The sequence below is a fragment of the Psychromonas arctica genome, from assembly GCF_036697365.1.
In the GTDB taxonomy this organism is placed as follows: domain Bacteria; phylum Pseudomonadota; class Gammaproteobacteria; order Enterobacterales; family Psychromonadaceae; genus Psychromonas; species Psychromonas arctica_A.
Window position 1 is genome coordinate 326,764 of record NZ_JBAHZA010000001.1, and the last position, 16,496, is coordinate 343,259.

Sequence of the window (16,496 nt, forward strand, 5' to 3'; positions counted from 1 at the left end):
TAAGTTATTCTATTGAGATAGGCTGATATGTGTAAATAGGTTAAATGGCACAGCTCCTAAAAACTGCAGAGGTTACTTAATGGATCTATGGAGATGAGTGCAGTAAAAGGTGAATAAAAAGGCCTGTACAAATTACAGGCCTTTAGAAAGTTAAAGAGAAGTACATTAACTTGCAATTATGTTATTTTTTAATTAATCAGCCCAAATTTCACTAACGTACTCAGGGTGGTCAATAAATGGGTTTCTGTTACCTTGAAACTCATAAGCAGCTTCATTTCTATCAAGCTCTTTTTGGCTCACAGGATCACTTTCATTCCACTGTTTAAGCAGCGTAATTACCCATTCTTCATACACATAGTCAGAACTACTATCTAACACTGCAGCAGCATTATCTGAATTAACCTCCCAAGTAGAAATGATATCTTCATAACGTGTTGCCATGTAAAAATAAGCACGTGCAAAGTCGCCTTTAAACTCATCAATAGGTTCGAATACTGTGCCTGAATATCCTAAATCACTGCTTGCTGAACCCACTTTACTACCGTTGTCAGAAACATAAGAAGTAGTTCCAACAATACCGAATGGGTAACTACTACGTTGACCGTTTACGTAACCGTCGGTGGCAAAAATATGATGGATATCAGTGTACATTGGGTAATCTTCATCAAACCAGCTTTTTGGAAAAGAGTGTTCACGGTTATAACAGCTTCCTTCACCAATATAATTCCCACACTGATCTGTAATAGGCGTATAGTTATAGCTATCTGATGTCGATACATTTTCAGAATACATATCTAAGATAGTGCCATCATTTTCATAATAGCTATCTAATGAGTTAGTCCCCATAAAGTCCCAAATATTACTGTATGTTTTAGTCGTATGGTCTTTAATGATGTTATATAACGCGGTTTTTAGCTCAAGGCCTGACAAACCTTCTGTACTCGCATAATAAACGCTAGTATCAGTGCTTGAATCAGTCGTTACAGACAGGCCATCAATATAAACGATTTCAGAATCGGTAAACCCAGTTTGGTCGTAAAAACGCATTCCTACTTCTATACTTGTAGTCTCTGAAGCTTCATAAGTAGCAGTCACCTCTTGCCATTCATTTAAAATTGCGTTATCAGAATAAGTGGCATAATCACCAAGGAACAACCTTGCTTTTACAAAACCATCGGTATGGTAAATCCAAGTAGTAAAGGTATAAGTAGAGCCCGCCACTACATCAATACTTTGACGAAAATCAGTACTGCCTTGAGTTCCCGTATTAACAGATACTTGTGCCGAAGAAGTCCCTTCGTAGTAAGTACTTGTATTCTGAGAAACCACGATACCTGTATCAATAGTTGTCCAATTATCAGGTGTTGCATCAGTCCAACTTTCAAAATCACCGTTAAGTAGTAAAGTGCTCTCGCTATCGTCACTTATGTACTCTTCTGTCGTGGTTTCTTCCGTAGTTTCTTCTACGACTTCCTCAGTTGATGTTTCGTCAGTAACTTCTTCTGTTGTCTCGTCTGCACTTTCAGTGATAAACGAGAAACTATCTACATAAACAATCTCTTCTTCATCAAAACCAGTTTGATCATAAAAACGCAAGCCTACTTCGATGTTCTTATCTTCATCAGCAGTGTAGCTATAAGTCATTTCTTGCCATTGATAAACTAAATCTGCGTCAGAATAGTTTTGATAGCCATCCACATACAAACGTGCACTGACCATGCCTTCAGTATGATAAATCCAAGTGGTTACTGTGTAAGTAACGCCAGCTTCAACATCAAAAGATTGTCGAAAATCTGTATCGCCTTGCGTTGCAGTTGTCACTGTCACTTCCGCTGAGTTTTCACCGGTATTAAATACGTCGGCACTTTGTACAACAGTAATACCCTCTTCAATCGTTGTCCAATAATCAGGTACGCCATCTGTCCAGCTTTCAAAGTCACCATTTAACAGCAAGCTAGTCGCAGTGCTATCTTCATTTACACTATCATCTGTACCACTTTCATCAGTGTCTGTAGCAGTTTCTTCTTCGACCGACTCGCTCTCTTGAACTGCTGTAATGTAATCATTACTAGTAATTGTTGAATTGTCATCACTACTTTCACAAGCAGCTAACCCTGCCATCATTGATAACAGCAATACTGTTTTTAATTTATTATCCATTTTAACTCTCTTAAAATACCATTTAAAAGTAAACGCAATTACGGTACCAACACAGTTTTAAACTGTATTAGCACCGAGATCATCCCTGCTATTTTTTTGATTTTTGACGGCGTAAAAATGCTAAGCCGAAAAGTGACAGTAAACTGTACAACCCAAACGAACCACCACCAGAGCCATCGTATTCTTCAGCCGGTGCAATTGTTGCAGAAGTTGAATCTTCAGAAGCAGCCTCAAAAGTCATAGATTGAGTGTATTCAGAAAGTACTTCTGCATCACGTGTCAGAGTCATTTTGGCAGTATAAGTACCTGCTTCAAGGCCATAAACTTCAATGTCTACTAATGATTGATCATCTTCTGTAATAGTAATGTTTGGCAATACGACATTACTCATATCTTCAGAAGAAGATAAAGCGATTTGCACAACGTCACCAACCAATGCACCTTCCGCGAGAACATAAGGCACAGTGACAGAACTACTACTTATTGTTAGATAAACTGGCTCACCTTCACCTACTTCACCATACTCATAGCTTAATGAGATAATTGCAGAGTCATGATCCGATGAACGATATTCATCATCTACATAGAAGTTATCAGCTACATCGCCTTTATATTCACTGTTGTAATCATACAAAGCAGATTCTGCCGCATTGATATGCCAATCAACAGCATCAATAAGGCGAGTTTCTAATGAAGGACTTACTAATATATGATCCAATGATCCAATTTCATCATCGTATGAATAACTCCAACTTTGCTGATCTTTATCAGCATCTTTTAGCGCAACAGCATTGAGGTAACCATAGGTTTTAGTAATTGTTTCAGCCGAACCGTCTACATTAAACTGTGGTTTATCGCCAATAAATGTATCGCGTGCAGATGTAATCTCTTTACCCGTTGTATTTTCTGTTAATACAAGCAATGGATCTTCTTTACCGTAAGAGTTTAAATCGCCAACAATGACAAGGTCACCACCAATGTCTTCCAGCTCTTCACCTAATTGAACAGCTGCTGCAACACGTAGGTTTTCACAAGAACCTTGTAAATCTGCATCTGGTGCATCATCAGTCCAGGTACTTTCATCACCAAACTCAACACCATCCCAGTCTTCCCAACATGTTGAACCTTTTGATTTAAAATGATTCACGGCAACGGTTAAGGTTTTGCCAGTATTAGGTATTTTGAAAGTCGCAGCGATTGTTTCTCGTTGATAGTTATCACCACTTTCCAACACTTCGCCACTACTATCTTTTACAACAACGTTACTATCATTAACAATCACAGGAGCATGCTGTTCAGGCATAGAAATAACTTGCATACTTTCAATGCTAACTTTTGTTGGGCGATATAGTAGACCCGTGCTTATTGCATCAGAACCTAAGGCATCTAAATCATCTAACACTAGATCGTTATTTGAATCATAACCAACAAATACATAACGGTTACTAATTGATACATCACTATCTACATCTTTTGGATCTTCATCGTAGTATTCGTCATTAATGGCATCTACCAGTGCTTGAATAGCGCTATCACTACCGAAGCCGTTATTTTCAATTTCCATTAAGCCAACAATATCGGCATCTAACCCTTTAATAGCAGATACTAATTTAGCAAGCTGTTTGGTGTACTCATCTTCATCATCAGCACCACGGTTATCACCAAAGCTATTGGTATCTCCGCCGTATGGCGAGTTAAATAAATTAAGTAAATTCTGTGTACCTACTTTGATCACAAAGCTATCATCATCTGTTGTTGTACTTAAATCAGGTGATGAAGTTCTATCTGTATTGTGAGTAAAGTTGCTACTGACTAATTCATTAGTCACGACCATATTAAAGTTACCGTAACTGTACGTAATCACCCCTTCCATTCCGACCACACTGTCATCAATACGAATGTAGTTATCTTCAGGGTTAGCATTAAAGTTCAGGTAATATGGAATCTCTCCATCATCGGCACTTTCACTACTTTCAATAATTAAACGATAATCATCATTCTCATCCACTGCAGCAAACGCTTCATCACTACCAGCGACATTGTCTTGCGTAGGGTTCATATTTGGACGGAGGTAAGAAAGAATCAAATCGTTGCGGTAGCTGTCGTAATTAAAGCCGAAAGTTTTAGTGACACGCATATCTTGATTGCCACTAGTATTCATATCGATATCTTCGGGTAAGTTAACTAGCATACCTTCATAACGTTCTAACGTAGCATTAAAAGAGCTATTATCATCAGCAATCATTTCGATATCAGTTGCAGCAGGTACTGAAGTGCTCGTATCAATAATATCCCATTCATCTGTTTCTAATTGAGTCAAAGAGTAAGACTCTGTTACCGTACTAGTGACACAAACAGTATTACCGATCATATCTTCTGTTGCATTTGCAGTACTGACGAAGATACCGTCCGAAGTCATTTCATCACCGTCAGGTGTAACATCTTGTAGGTAAAAACCTTTTTCAGGATAAGTAGTAACGGCTGTGACAATACCAGTTACGTTATAACTTTCAGTTGACTCGAAGCCACTGCTTATAAGAGGCGAAGCTGAATCAGAACCTTGAATTTCAGCAATAGTCGTTTGTGTATCCAATGAACAAGTTGAAGCGACAACTTCTACATAATCAGAATAAGTGGCAGTCCCTAGATCATCAAATACATCTTCCCCAAAGTCTTCCCAATCAGCAGAAGAATAAGATGAAGATTGAACAGGAGTTGAACTCCCCTCTCCAGCTCGACGTCGTAAAGTTTGACCACTCCCCCAATAAGTTCCATCAGTACCAATCGTGTCATAAGTAGTATTAGTATCGGTATCAATAATGGCCACATGGTCATCACCATTAAAGCTTAAACTGTAATAAGATTGCTCATCATAACTTGCAGCAATCACAGTCGAAGCCGAACTAGCAATTGCATCAGCTAAACCTGAGTCTGCAGCACTATTATAAATTACTAATGTTGCCCCGCCTGCAATCGTAACACCTTCAAGTACATTATCACCTTCAGGTGTGCGAACTTGATTATCATAAGAGCTATATTGTAATTCAATATTACTAGTGAACGTATAACTGCTTGTACCGGTATTGGTTAATTCTATTGCCTTATTATCACCAGAACCCTCAACATACTCACTAATAATAATATCGGTTATTGCTGCATGTGCATTGGCTGCAAAAATACCACTTACAGCAAGTGCTAGTGTGGTCCTTTTAAAATTGTTATTCATCACTTTATCCTTAAATTATTCTTTGATATTTAACTGCTTTTTTGCGAGTTAGAAATAAACGCGAGCATATGCATAAGCATCTTGCGCCGCTTCGCCAAAGTTAGCTTCCAATGCAAAAACGACTGATTTAGTTGGTTTGAAATTAAAGCCTAAAGTCCCCCAAATACGCTCTTTCCCCCATGAGTACTCATCATCAGGTGCAACACCATACGGGCTATAAATATCCCACTCTTCGTAAGCTTCATAGTTAAACGATCCAGTTAACTCCACTTTTTCACTGGCAATGTAACGTGCTGAAATTAAAGCACCTTTATTCTCAAGAGTTTGATAATCGTTATAGCTATATATTTCCTCTAGGTCATCACTAATCGATTGCAATGTTGATTCTTGTGCAATATCTTCATACTCAATAAAACCATTAAGGCCAATCGATAAATCATCAGTTAAATAAGCTCGCATCCCTAAGGTATACAACATCTGCTCACCGTATTTAGAAAGACCTTCAGAGCCTGTTCTGGTTTCTGCACCAAGCACAATATCCGCATAATCGCTGAAATAACCCACATAACCATTAATCACATCGCCTTGTTCAGAGCCTGAAGAGCTTTCTCCATCGTAGGAATAAGATAACCCCATTTTGAAATTAGAAATTGCCCCTTCATATTTAACAGTATTTTCTTGGTCGCCACCCTCGCCTGTTTCAACAGTCGTATCAAAAGTAAAGTCACCAAATTTGTCGTAATCATCCAACGCGGTATCGGTTAGCCCCACTTCTATTGCATGCTGTTTATAAAACTTGTAACCGATAAATAATTTGTCGATATTGAGTACCATATCACCAGAGCCGTATTGCCAATTCTCGCGCTCATAATCAAGCTCTAACCGGTAATAAACATCGTCATAGTCACCTTTGATACCCAGTGTTGCAAAGCTATCGTCGATATATGATTCATCGTCAGTATAAAACTCACCATACTCATAATCTGCACCGATATGACCACCTACTCCCACTTCACCATAAACTTGTAAATTATCACCATTATCTTTTTCATAGATGGTGGCACCATGCGTGATTGGGCTCGCCAATACCGTTGCGACGGCAATACTGAGCATTGTTTTGTTTAACATTTCATCATCCTTATATAATGTTTTAATGTATGACGACCCCATATAAAAAATAGATGCGTCAAAGGTCACAAAGCGCATGAAAGTAACAGGGCTATATGACAGTTTTGTTTAACTGAGAAATTATTTAGTTTTTATTCCATCATTTCTTATGGAATTTCGTGCAATTATTGATCTATGGTAGTAAACGCAGCCGTCTTAATTGGAGAGCGAGATTGAATATAATCCTTCAATACTTCCGCATCTACATATCCAGTATTTACATAGGACTTATGCTGGGTAATATCAGGGTAGCCATCGCCACCAGCAGCATTAAATGAAGGAACACTAAAACGATATTGTTGTTTTTCTTGTAGAGGTTTACCTGAAATAGAAACTTGAGATACCTGCATGTTATTGATTTGCATTGTGATGCCCGCAAACTGAGGGTAGGCTCCAGAGTCTTTTTGTTTGGTCGCCACTTGATTCAAATATTGCAAGACCTCTTGCCCACTCATATCAACATAAGTGATGGTATTGGCAAAAGGTTGTACCGTTAAAATATCTTTATAAGAGATATCACCAGCTTCAATAGATGACCTTATACCACCTGAATTCATGATTGAAAAATCTGCTTGAACGCGATGCTTATGCGAGCTTGCAATTAAATATCCAAGGTTAGTTTGGTTATTACGAACAACCTTTCTTTCTCCTTGTAAAAGCCCATCACTACTGCCTATAATGAGATTTAAAGCTTCTTGCCCTTGCTCTTGGAATGGCTTTAAAGTGTTAAGTACTTTTTCATCTTGTACAATCTCTTGATCTACAAAAACACGTGTTTTTTTGCCATCTTCACCTGTTACTTTTTGCTTCAAATTCACAGGGATCAATTTATAAGATTGCAAGGTTAGCTTGCCGTTTTTAAAGGTATAATCGGCACGACCTACGTACTTTCCCCATTCGTGTGCTTGTACGATATAAGTACCATTTTGTCGATCTGGAGTGCAGTCATTACCTGCTTTAAATTTTGCATATTGATTATGCCCTTCCATACAAACAGGCTCTTGGGAGTGCCCTCCAACGACCATATCAAGGTCACCAGGCTCAAGATAACGAGCTAATTGCACATCCCCTGGTGCATTGCTGCCACTGTCACCGTTAAGATAATGCCCCATATGAGTTGTAGCGATGATGACATCAGGGTTTTCCTTTGCTTTTAACTCAGCAATCACTTGCTTAGCTTCTACTTTAGGATCAGTAAATTTAACTTGTTGAATAAATTCTGGATTACCGATTTTGGCGGTATCTTCGGTGGTTAAACCAATCACCGCAATCTTGAGACCGTCTTTATCAAAAATTTTGTAAGCGTCAAACATACGCTGACCATCTTTGTAAATATTAGCGGCTAAAAAAGGAAAGTTTGCCCAACTTGCTTGCTGAGCTAAAACATCTAAAGGATTATCAAACTCATGGTTTCCGACAGCCATTGCATCATAGCCAATCATATTCATACCAATAAAATCAGGCTTTGCATCAAGTAAATCTGATTCAGGTACGCCAGTGTTAACATCTCCTCCGGAAAGTAATAAAACTGAACCACCATCGGCTTCAACTTCGGCACGAATATAATTGATTAATGTTGCCCTAGCAGGCATGCCATATTCGCCGTACTTATTTTGCCAAAAGTGCCCATGATTATCATTGGTATGTAATATGGTCAGTTTATATTCTTGATCTGCAACCCAGTCATGTTTGATAGAATTTTCTGCTTGTAGTCCATGGCTACTAGCAAGCATGAACAACGCTAAACTTGAGTATTTAATTTGTTTCTTATGCATCAATTTAATCCTTTAAATTAGACAAACTATTAACACCTTCAGTGCTTTAATAAATGGGTTATTACCGCTCCATGAACCCAATCAATAGTTAAACCATCTAACAAAAACTGATTAAAATCAATACAACCTATGCTTAATTGATATGCAAAAATAGTGCAACTTTGGTGCTTTAACGCCCCAAATTGGTGAAAAATAGAATTAACAATAAGAATGAAAGTTTAAACATTCTGTTATATGAATAGTTAAAGGAAAAGCCATTGCTGACCAAAAGGTCAACTCATGCTCTTTATTGGTGCTTGGAAATCTAAACTACAAACAAACATTTACCTATAAATGATATTTATTTTACATTTAGCAGTCTAAATAGAAAGAAATTAAATGCTTTTTGAGAATATTATCTGTGATTAAGAAAGTATATCTATTAGGGGTTTGAAAATTAAACGGTCGTAAATGAGGTAATTTATTTCAATGATAACGATATAAAAGGACGCCTTAAATTCATCCAATAAGTCATGTAATAAGTCATACAATATAAAAAATAAAAAGGGAGATTATTAACAATTAATAACTTCCCTTTTACGCATATTAAATAACCTTAGACACTGAAATATTCTGTATCTTTCTTTAAGCTCTTAGACAATGTCTCTAATAATTCTGCTTGATTTAAATTGTTCTGTAATGTGTCACTCGTCTCTTTGGACATAACAGATATCGCTTCAACTCCTTTAGAGACCTCATATATAGTAGCAACCTGTTGGTTAGTTGCACTGACCACTTCAAGCACTTTAACTAAAGAATCATCTGCTTGGCGCTGAATATCATTTAGTAACTCATTGGCTTGATGAGTTAACGTTAATCCTTTTTCAACTTGTGGTACGGTTGTTTCCATTGCAGCTACAGATGCTTCTGTATCTCCCTGAACTTGGTTAATCATAGCTTCAATTTCACCAGTCGCATCGCCTGTTCTTATCGCTAATTGACGTACCTCATCAGCAACAACAGCAAACCCTCTGCCAGATTCACCAGCACGAGCAGCTTCTATTGCTGCATTTAATGCTAATAAATTTGTTTGATCAGAGATACTTCGAATTACATTAATAATTTCACCAATCTCTCGCGTTCTATCTTGTAATACACTGATTTGTTTAACTGTAGAATTAACCGTGGTGGATATGTTTTCAATTTCAGTCGCGACATTCTGAACTGCTGATTTACCGTGTTGTGTTAACTCTGCAGTAACCTTTGAGTTGTCCTCAGTTTGTCTCACTGTATCAACAACATTATCTATGCTCTGACTCATCGACTCTAGGCTTAGTTGTGCACTATGAGTCTGTTCGACTTGTTTATCAGCGGCCGTTAATGCTTGTAAAGAACCTGCAGCAACTGAAGTAGCTCGCTCCGATAATTCAGAAGAAGAAGCCATAATATTATTCACTGTTGATTTTAGTTGCTGCTGCATGACTCCGATAGAAGCCATCATACTGTTAGGACAACATGACTTTACCTCACCAGCTAAATTGCCCTGAGAAATCTTAGAGACTACTTTTGCCGCTTCTTGTGGATCTCCACCAACAGACATCTTGACTTGGTAACTAATACGGTATGCAATGAATCCCCCTAAGATAATCGCAATACTTGTTAGACTAAGCATCCATCCTTGAAATGTACTAGCAACAAGCCTTACTTCCTTTGTTGCATTTTGATTCGCCAATTCTTGATAATCAATAAACTGATTAATGGTAGATAGCCAAGATACAAAAGCAGGCTTTGCCTGATTGAGCAGTATATTATTAGCTTCAGTCATATCACCTGCTCGCTTAGCTTCAATGATTAGAGACACCAATGGCATTGCTTGAGATTCAACTTTTTTAATTTTTTCGTAAATGTTTTTCTCTTTGTTAGTCGCTTTATCAGACGAGATAATCTTATCCATCTCTACCGCAGAGCGCTGATAACTTTTACCTAGTCGTTGTAGATCATCAATAGCTGTATTTAGCTCCACTTCTGTCCTAGCTAACGTAATATCACGAAGCGCAATAGCGCGATCATGGACACTACCTCGGAAATCGATAGCATGACGTTGTTTAACAGAGTTTACATCGGTTATCTGTGTGATCGTTGAATCAATAAAGTTAACTCGGTGAATACTAATAAAGTTCAAAACAAGCATCATTAAAATAACAACACCAAAGCCAATGACTAACCGTAAATTAATGGTCATATAGTTTCTCAAAATAAGGGGTTAAATAGGATTATTCAATTAATGAGCCTAGTGTGTAACTCTCAATTAATCCACTTAAAGATAAAAAAATTACTTATATTGAGATAAAATATAAAAAAGAGAAAAAGTTCTATTAGATTTAATAGGTTAGATTAGTTAGTTTATTGAAAATCAAGGTGTCATAGGAAGATAGTTTTATTTAAAAACGGTTGAATAGTCGCCTCTTTATTGAGATCTATCTAGGAAAACAAAAAGAGCGTACAGGAAGCCCGCTCTTCATTATAAATATTGCTAACGTTACTTATTTTTCATTAGGTAAAAAGTCTTTAATAATTTCATATAAACGTGGACGCTGCACTGCAATATCTTCAGGCGATAAGCCCTCTAAAGAATGAGGGTATTTTAACCAAGCATCTGTTTCATGCAGGTAGTAATCCGGAACTCTATTGGTTTGATTACGTGAAGGTTTAAAATAAGGTACAGCTACGCGCACATCTTCTGGCATATTTAAACGAGTTTTACGCTGTAACTCTTGAATAATAGCCTCAATTGAACGCCCCGTATCATAAACATCATCCACTAATAATAAACGATCATCATGTTCCAGGTTTTTAACCAAATAATTTAAACCATGTACCTTTACTTCTTTTTGCTGTTGGTCAATGGCTGCCGCATAAGAAGAAGTGCGAATGGCTATATGATCAGAATCAATACCATGCACAGCTAAAAACTCTTGAACAGCAATCCCTATAGGTGCCCCTCCACGCCATATAGCAACAATAAAGGTAGGTTTAAAGTCACTATCCAATATTTGGCGAGCTAAAGCATAAGAGTCTTCTAATAAATTCTGTGCGGTTAAATATTGTTTTTCTGCCATATGACTTCCAAATCTAGTTAAAGATAACGCCACTAATGATTGAATATAAAGTGACTTTATGTTCTAATTTTTTGATTAAATTTCTTTAAACATACCATAATAAATAGGTAATTTCTTGGCTAAATACGACGAAAAAATATTTTTAGATGAAGACACCTTAATCGAGGAATCTTTCCAATTAGCCACGCAAATTATTGCTAGCGACTTCAAACCTACCTTTATTGTTGGATTATGGCGAGGTGGCAGTTCTGTAGGGATTTACGTTCAAGAATGTCTACAAACATTGGGTGTGCATACTGATCATATTTCAATTCGTACATCTTATGGTGGTTTCGACAGCTATCATCAACAAGCAAAGGGAGACCAGCCAATTCATGTGCATGGTCTAACCTATTTAGTTAAAAAATTGAATGCTGGAGATAAATTATTAATCGTTGATGATATGTATCGTTCTGGTAAGAATGCAGATGCCGTTATCAATGAATTAAAGGCAAGATTAAAGCGTAATATGCCTGAAGATGTACGTATTGCGACCGTGTGGAAAAAGAAAACATTGGCTGAGGGCGTTACTGGGCCTGATTATTATATAAACGCCACTGATGATTGGGTCGTATTTCCCTATGAGCTGCAAGGCTTATCGTTAGATGAGATAAAGCAACATAAATCATTTGCTTATACCTCTATTGTACCGAACCTTTTCACTCAAAAATCAATTGACTAAACAATTGACTAAACAATTGATATTGCAGCTTAATTCATAAATAAGTTAATGTGGTTGAATCTTTTAACCACTTAATTTTTTATACTTATTCGTTGTGCTTACATTTATACATTGCTCTATCTGCGTCAGATAATAAAATTTGGATATTAGGATGCTTTCCTGCTTCGTACTCAGTAATACCAAATGAAAAGGATACCTCTAAACTAACTTCACTATTCTCTAGTTCATCCTTCAAAGAGGTTGCCAACGTTGACATTAACTGCTCAATATTACCCGTATCAGTATTACTAAATAACACGACAAATTCATCTCCACCTAAACGGCCAATCACATCCGAAGCACGAAATGTATCAGTGAGGAGCTTTGCAAAAATAATTAATACTCTATCGCCAACTTCATGGCCAAAATTATCATTAATTGCTTTAAATTGGTCTAAATCTAAATAAGCTAAAGATACTGGGAATTCATTTCTATTACATAAGTTAAGCGAGTTTTGTGCTAAAGAGAGGAAACCACGACGATTTAATAAAGCAGTTAAATCATCATGAGTCGCCATTTGCATTGCAGACAACTCCATCTCAACTGTTTTTGCTAGGTCTTTTAAAATATCACAATCTTCCTTACTGAATTGACGAGCTTGATGATCAGCAATACACATTGTTCCTAAACGGAAACCATTGATTACTAAAGGACAACCAGCATAAAATTCAACTTTCGGCTCTTCAACGACTAACGGATTATCATGAAATCGAAGATCTTCACTAGCAGCAGGAATAACCAATACGTCGTCACCTAGTATAGCATGAGCACAAAAAGAGGTTTCACGCGGACCTTCATTTATTTCAAGCCCAATACATGACTTAAACCACTGACGATTCTCATCGACTAGGGTCACTAAAGCAATCGGGACATCAAACAAACGTTTAGCAAGCCTAGTGATACGATCAAAGCGCTCTTCTGCCAATGTATCTAATAACTCTAAAGATCTTAGTGTGGCTAAACGTTGTTTTTCATTACTCGGAATATCTGGCTTTTTCATAAATAATCCTAAATAAAAAATCATACAATTAAACTATAGCAATTAAAAAACTAAAAATTAATACTTAAGTATTAACTTTGATAAATTAGAACAATAATATTTATCATAGACTAAACATCTACATGATATTAGTCATTGGATTTAAGAACCTACACGATTCTTAGATAAAGTGAATACCATCATAACTATTTAAAGCCTCTCGATAATTTACCTAAACTTTCTTTGAACAACAATTTTTGTAATTACCTGCTTCCATTATACAATCTTTTTAAATAATGTAGATGAGTGTCTGAAAAGGTTACTAGTTCTATTAATAATTTATCGATGCTAACTAAAGGTATCTCAACTGACTCATTAGTTAACAACCAAACAATGCATTATGAATTCATCTAATGATTATCAAGGAACTATTAATGAAAGAAATCCACTTCCCTTTTTTAGAACATACTGGTGCTAAGTTAAAGGATTTTACACCAGGTAAAGCAAACGTTGAACTATACATCGAACCTTACCATCTTCAGCATAAAGGGTTTGTTCATGGGGGAGTAATTTCTACATTAATGGATAATACAGGGTGGTATGCTGCAGTTTCTAACTTAGATGATGGCTTTACAGCTGTCACCATGGAAATAAAGATCAATTATCTGAAGCCTGCATTAGGTAAGTATTTATTGGCATCAGCAAGTGTTAAACGTCAAGGTAAAACAACTGCATTTGTCACCATTGAATTGTTTGATGAGAAAGACGTGTTAGTAGCGTATGCAACTGGCACTTACGCCGTTATTGCAGATGCCCAATAACAGTATTTACGATCAATAAAGATATCAGTGATAATATGCTTCTACTATTATCACTTTGTATATCATTTACTTAAAACGAATCATCACATCCATTTTTGTTGACATAGAAGCACTTAAAATTTGTTTTTGTTGAGGCGCCAATACGACAATACCATTATGCTTTGCAATCTGTTTAAACAGATTGTTTAGATCAAATCCATTATCTCGCTCATGTGATGCTTTAACGGCAGTTTTTTTATCAAATAATCGGTCAGCTGACTCAAAATTTAAAATGTGTCGAGAGTCACGTGCTTCTGAAAATAACTTAGCAACAACTTCTTCTGATGACTTTTGTTCAATGACATTGGTTGTTTGTATATTACTATTCGTTTCTGAAGTTAATGCATCACAAAATTCAGATAGTTGAGATTTATCTCCACCGTTAAAAGTAATTAAAAAACGCGTTTTATGCTGCGCAATTTGCGGCATATTGCTTAAAAAGCGATAGTAACTTTTACTTTGGTAATCAACAATTAACATGTTATTCCTATTCAAAATAATAAAGCCATAACAATTATTGTATGAATTGAAATAGCGAGTATCCAACAATAAGAGTCATAACGATCACTTGCTAAATACTATAAGTAAAAATGTGAAGATCTTACCTCAATAGAAAACAATAAGACATGTAAAGTTTACGTTAAAATTTGCATTGTAAATAAATCAATAAAAAGTATTAATACCATACGCACCACTATATCTATCTGTTATCATCCCTCTTCTTTTCTTATTGTAGAGCTTTTGTTATGTCTTCAGTTACACCAACACGTTCTCGCTTATCTTCCTTTATATTAGTCTTAGGTGTTTTGCTAATAGCCACTAACTTAAGAGGCCCTGTTACTGGAGTTGGTCCTGTACTAGATCAAATCATCGCCTACTTTCATCTCTCCCCTTCCCAAGCGGGCATGTTAACAACTTTGCCTTTATTAGCCTTTGCACTTGCATCTCCTGTTGCGGCTAACTTAGCAAAAAAGCAAGGTTTGGAAATATCATTATTTATCGCTCTATTACTTATTGGTATAGGCCTTAGTTCTCGACTTATTAACTCTATCTATGTGCTATATATTGGTACGGCCGTGATTGGAGTCGGTATAGCGATTGGCAACGTATTACTGCCTAGCTTAATTAAACGTGACTTCCCGCATAAAGTAGCATTAATGACATCAGCTTATGTTTTGGCAATGGGGATATTTGCCGGCAGTTACTCAGCCTTAATCATTCCCTTGGCTGCCTACCAAGATATTGGCTGGGCAGTAGCATTATCTTGTTATGGATTGATGACATTACTCAGTATTGTTGTTTGGTTACCACAATTAAAACAACACTCGAAGCCAACTAAAGATATTTTACCATCTACATCAAATAGTAAGATATGGCACCATGCTTTAGCATGGCAAATTACATTATGCTTAGGGCTAAACTCTTTTTTCACTTATATTATTATTGCTTGGTTACCAAATATTTTAATGGATGGAGGATACTCGGCTGAGCAAGCAGGTGTTTTGCATGGAACTTTTCAATTAGCGACAGCGACTCCTGGGCTAATTTTAATCCCTTTACTTGCAAAGTTAAAAGATCAACGTATTTTAGCAATCTCATTAGCAATGATAGGCAGTGTTTGTTTTCTAGGTTTACTATATTTACCTAGTTTGGCGCTTATATGGTCTATTTTTGTAGGGTTTTCGTCTGGTGCTATCTTTATTCTTGGCTTATCTTATATCAGTTATCGCACCAATCACTCTCAGCAGGCAGCCTCTTTATCTGGTATGGCACAATGTGTAGGTTATAGCTTGGCAGCCATAGGGCCAATGCTAACAGGTATGTTGCACGCTTATTTTGAAAATTGGACAACAACGCTTTGGTTATGCGCTACCACTTGTCTTTTATCTGGTGTGTTTGGGTATCTAGGTGGGCGTGATATCAAGCTGGATGAAAATGTGTAAATGACTCAAAACAGCATGATAGACACTGTCTTGAAAGTTCTATTATTTTAACTTCCACCACTTGAGTAAAAAATACAGTGGTGGGAATCAAAATATTGATAACAGTCTTTCGAGTTGTTTTGTCTAGACTATTTTTTGCTGTTGCTTCAACCATTCAAATACTTGAATTGCTCCATCTGAACAAAGCGCTTTATCCTGATAAGCCAACCATTTAATTTCAGCTATTTCTGCACTTGCTTTTAATTCGCCTTCAAACTCTGCAAAGTAACAAGTTAGTTTAACTGTCACTGAGTCGCATTGACCATCAGCTACAGCATGAAAGGTGCCTGCATAATCAATACTATCACTCACCAAATTAACCGATAACTCTTCATTAATTTCTCGACTGAGGGCTTGCTGATCAGACTCACCAAGCTCACGTTTACCTCCCGGTAAATAATACAAAGATTTATTATGGGAACGGGCCACTAATAACTTTCCGTCTACAGCTAATAACCAAGCTAATTTATCAATTTCTTTTTGCATATG

At 36.7% G+C, this 16,496-nt stretch carries 11 protein-coding genes and 2 pseudogenes; 3 read left to right on the top strand and 10 right to left on the bottom strand.

Annotated elements, in window-relative coordinates; all coding sequences use genetic code 11:
• Positions 1-192 precede the first annotated feature (192 nt).
• The 7 genes and pseudogenes from V5290_RS17500 to V5290_RS01435 all read right to left on the bottom strand — a co-directional run.
• Positions 193-1,395 (bottom strand): annotated as a pseudogene (locus tag V5290_RS17500) (endonuclease); the annotation flags it as partial.
• 231 nt (positions 1,396-1,626) lie between these two features.
• A pseudogene (locus V5290_RS17505) lies at positions 1,627-2,160 on the bottom strand (carbohydrate binding domain-containing protein); the annotation flags it as partial.
• An 88-nt stretch (positions 2,161-2,248) separates the two neighbouring features.
• Positions 2,249-5,386 (bottom strand): ExeM/NucH family extracellular endonuclease, encoded by a 3,138-nt coding sequence (locus V5290_RS01415; RefSeq protein ID WP_333380975.1) that lies wholly within the window; start codon positions 5,384-5,386, stop codon positions 2,249-2,251.
• A 48-nt stretch (positions 5,387-5,434) separates the two neighbouring features.
• A complete protein-coding gene (locus V5290_RS01420; RefSeq protein WP_333380977.1) occupies positions 5,435-6,514 on the bottom strand; it encodes a porin in 1,080 nt (359 codons plus the stop codon).
• Positions 6,515-6,678: 164 nt separating this feature from the next.
• On the bottom strand, positions 6,679-8,328 hold the full coding sequence (ushA, locus tag V5290_RS01425; RefSeq protein ID WP_333380978.1) for a bifunctional UDP-sugar hydrolase/5'-nucleotidase UshA: 1,650 nt from the start codon (positions 8,326-8,328) through the stop codon (positions 6,679-6,681).
• 595 nt (positions 8,329-8,923) lie between these two features.
• Positions 8,924-10,549, bottom strand: a complete 1,626-nt coding sequence (locus V5290_RS01430) for a methyl-accepting chemotaxis protein (protein WP_333380980.1) — start codon at positions 10,547-10,549, stop codon at positions 8,924-8,926.
• A gap of 301 nt (positions 10,550-10,850) precedes the next feature.
• A complete protein-coding gene (locus V5290_RS01435; RefSeq protein WP_333380982.1) occupies positions 10,851-11,426 on the bottom strand; it encodes a phosphoribosyltransferase in 576 nt (191 codons plus the stop codon).
• A 115-nt stretch (positions 11,427-11,541) separates the two neighbouring features.
• Here V5290_RS01435 and V5290_RS01440 point away from each other — a divergent pair, with 115 nt between their 5' ends.
• The gene (locus V5290_RS01440; protein ID WP_333380984.1) at positions 11,542-12,147 is read left to right on the top strand and encodes a phosphoribosyltransferase; all 606 of its coding nucleotides are present in this window, start codon (positions 11,542-11,544) and stop codon (positions 12,145-12,147) included.
• An 85-nt stretch (positions 12,148-12,232) separates the two neighbouring features.
• Here the strand turns inward: V5290_RS01440 and V5290_RS01445 are convergent, their stop codons facing one another.
• A complete protein-coding gene (locus tag V5290_RS01445; protein WP_333380986.1) occupies positions 12,233-13,186 on the bottom strand; it encodes a sensor domain-containing diguanylate cyclase in 954 nt (317 codons plus the stop codon).
• Between the two features lie 413 nt (positions 13,187-13,599).
• On the opposite strand from V5290_RS01445, the gene V5290_RS01450 reads away from it, so the two are divergent.
• On the top strand, positions 13,600-13,986 hold the full coding sequence (locus V5290_RS01450; protein WP_333380988.1) for a PaaI family thioesterase: 387 nt from the start codon (positions 13,600-13,602) through the stop codon (positions 13,984-13,986).
• Positions 13,987-14,052: 66 nt separating this feature from the next.
• Here the strand turns inward: V5290_RS01450 and V5290_RS01455 are convergent, their stop codons facing one another.
• Positions 14,053-14,505, bottom strand: a complete 453-nt coding sequence (locus V5290_RS01455; RefSeq protein ID WP_333380990.1) for a hypothetical protein — start codon at positions 14,503-14,505, stop codon at positions 14,053-14,055.
• A 266-nt stretch (positions 14,506-14,771) separates the two neighbouring features.
• On the opposite strand from V5290_RS01455, the gene V5290_RS01460 reads away from it, so the two are divergent.
• Positions 14,772-15,968 (top strand): MFS transporter, encoded by a 1,197-nt coding sequence (locus tag V5290_RS01460; protein WP_333380992.1) that lies wholly within the window; start codon positions 14,772-14,774, stop codon positions 15,966-15,968.
• 123 nt (positions 15,969-16,091) lie between these two features.
• Here V5290_RS01460 and V5290_RS01465 read toward each other — a convergent pair whose 3' ends face one another.
• Positions 16,092-16,493, bottom strand: coding sequence for an NUDIX domain-containing protein (locus tag V5290_RS01465; RefSeq protein WP_333380994.1), 402 nt, complete (start codon positions 16,491-16,493; stop codon positions 16,092-16,094).
• Positions 16,494-16,496: the final 3 nt, after the last annotated feature.

Bases quoted from the DNA above. Each gene is read 5' to 3' on its own strand.
- V5290_RS01450 (WP_333380988.1), top strand. From the start codon at position 13,600: ATGAAAGAAATCCACTTCCCTTTTTTAGAACATACTGGTGCTAAGTTA.
- V5290_RS01415 (WP_333380975.1), bottom strand. From the start codon at position 5,386: ATGAATAACAATTTTAAAAGGACCACACTAGCACTTGCTGTAAGTGGT.
- V5290_RS01445 (WP_333380986.1), bottom strand. From the start codon at position 13,186: ATGAAAAAGCCAGATATTCCGAGTAATGAAAAACAACGTTTAGCCACA.
- ushA (WP_333380978.1), bottom strand. From the start codon at position 8,328: ATGCATAAGAAACAAATTAAATACTCAAGTTTAGCGTTGTTCATGCTT.
- V5290_RS01430 (WP_333380980.1), bottom strand. From the start codon at position 10,549: ATGACCATTAATTTACGGTTAGTCATTGGCTTTGGTGTTGTTATTTTA.
- V5290_RS01435 (WP_333380982.1), bottom strand. From the start codon at position 11,426: ATGGCAGAAAAACAATATTTAACCGCACAGAATTTATTAGAAGACTCT.
- V5290_RS01455 (WP_333380990.1), bottom strand. From the start codon at position 14,505: ATGTTAATTGTTGATTACCAAAGTAAAAGTTACTATCGCTTTTTAAGC.
- V5290_RS01420 (WP_333380977.1), bottom strand. From the start codon at position 6,514: ATGTTAAACAAAACAATGCTCAGTATTGCCGTCGCAACGGTATTGGCG.
- V5290_RS01460 (WP_333380992.1), top strand. From the start codon at position 14,772: ATGTCTTCAGTTACACCAACACGTTCTCGCTTATCTTCCTTTATATTA.
- V5290_RS01465 (WP_333380994.1), bottom strand. From the start codon at position 16,493: ATGCAAAAAGAAATTGATAAATTAGCTTGGTTATTAGCTGTAGACGGA.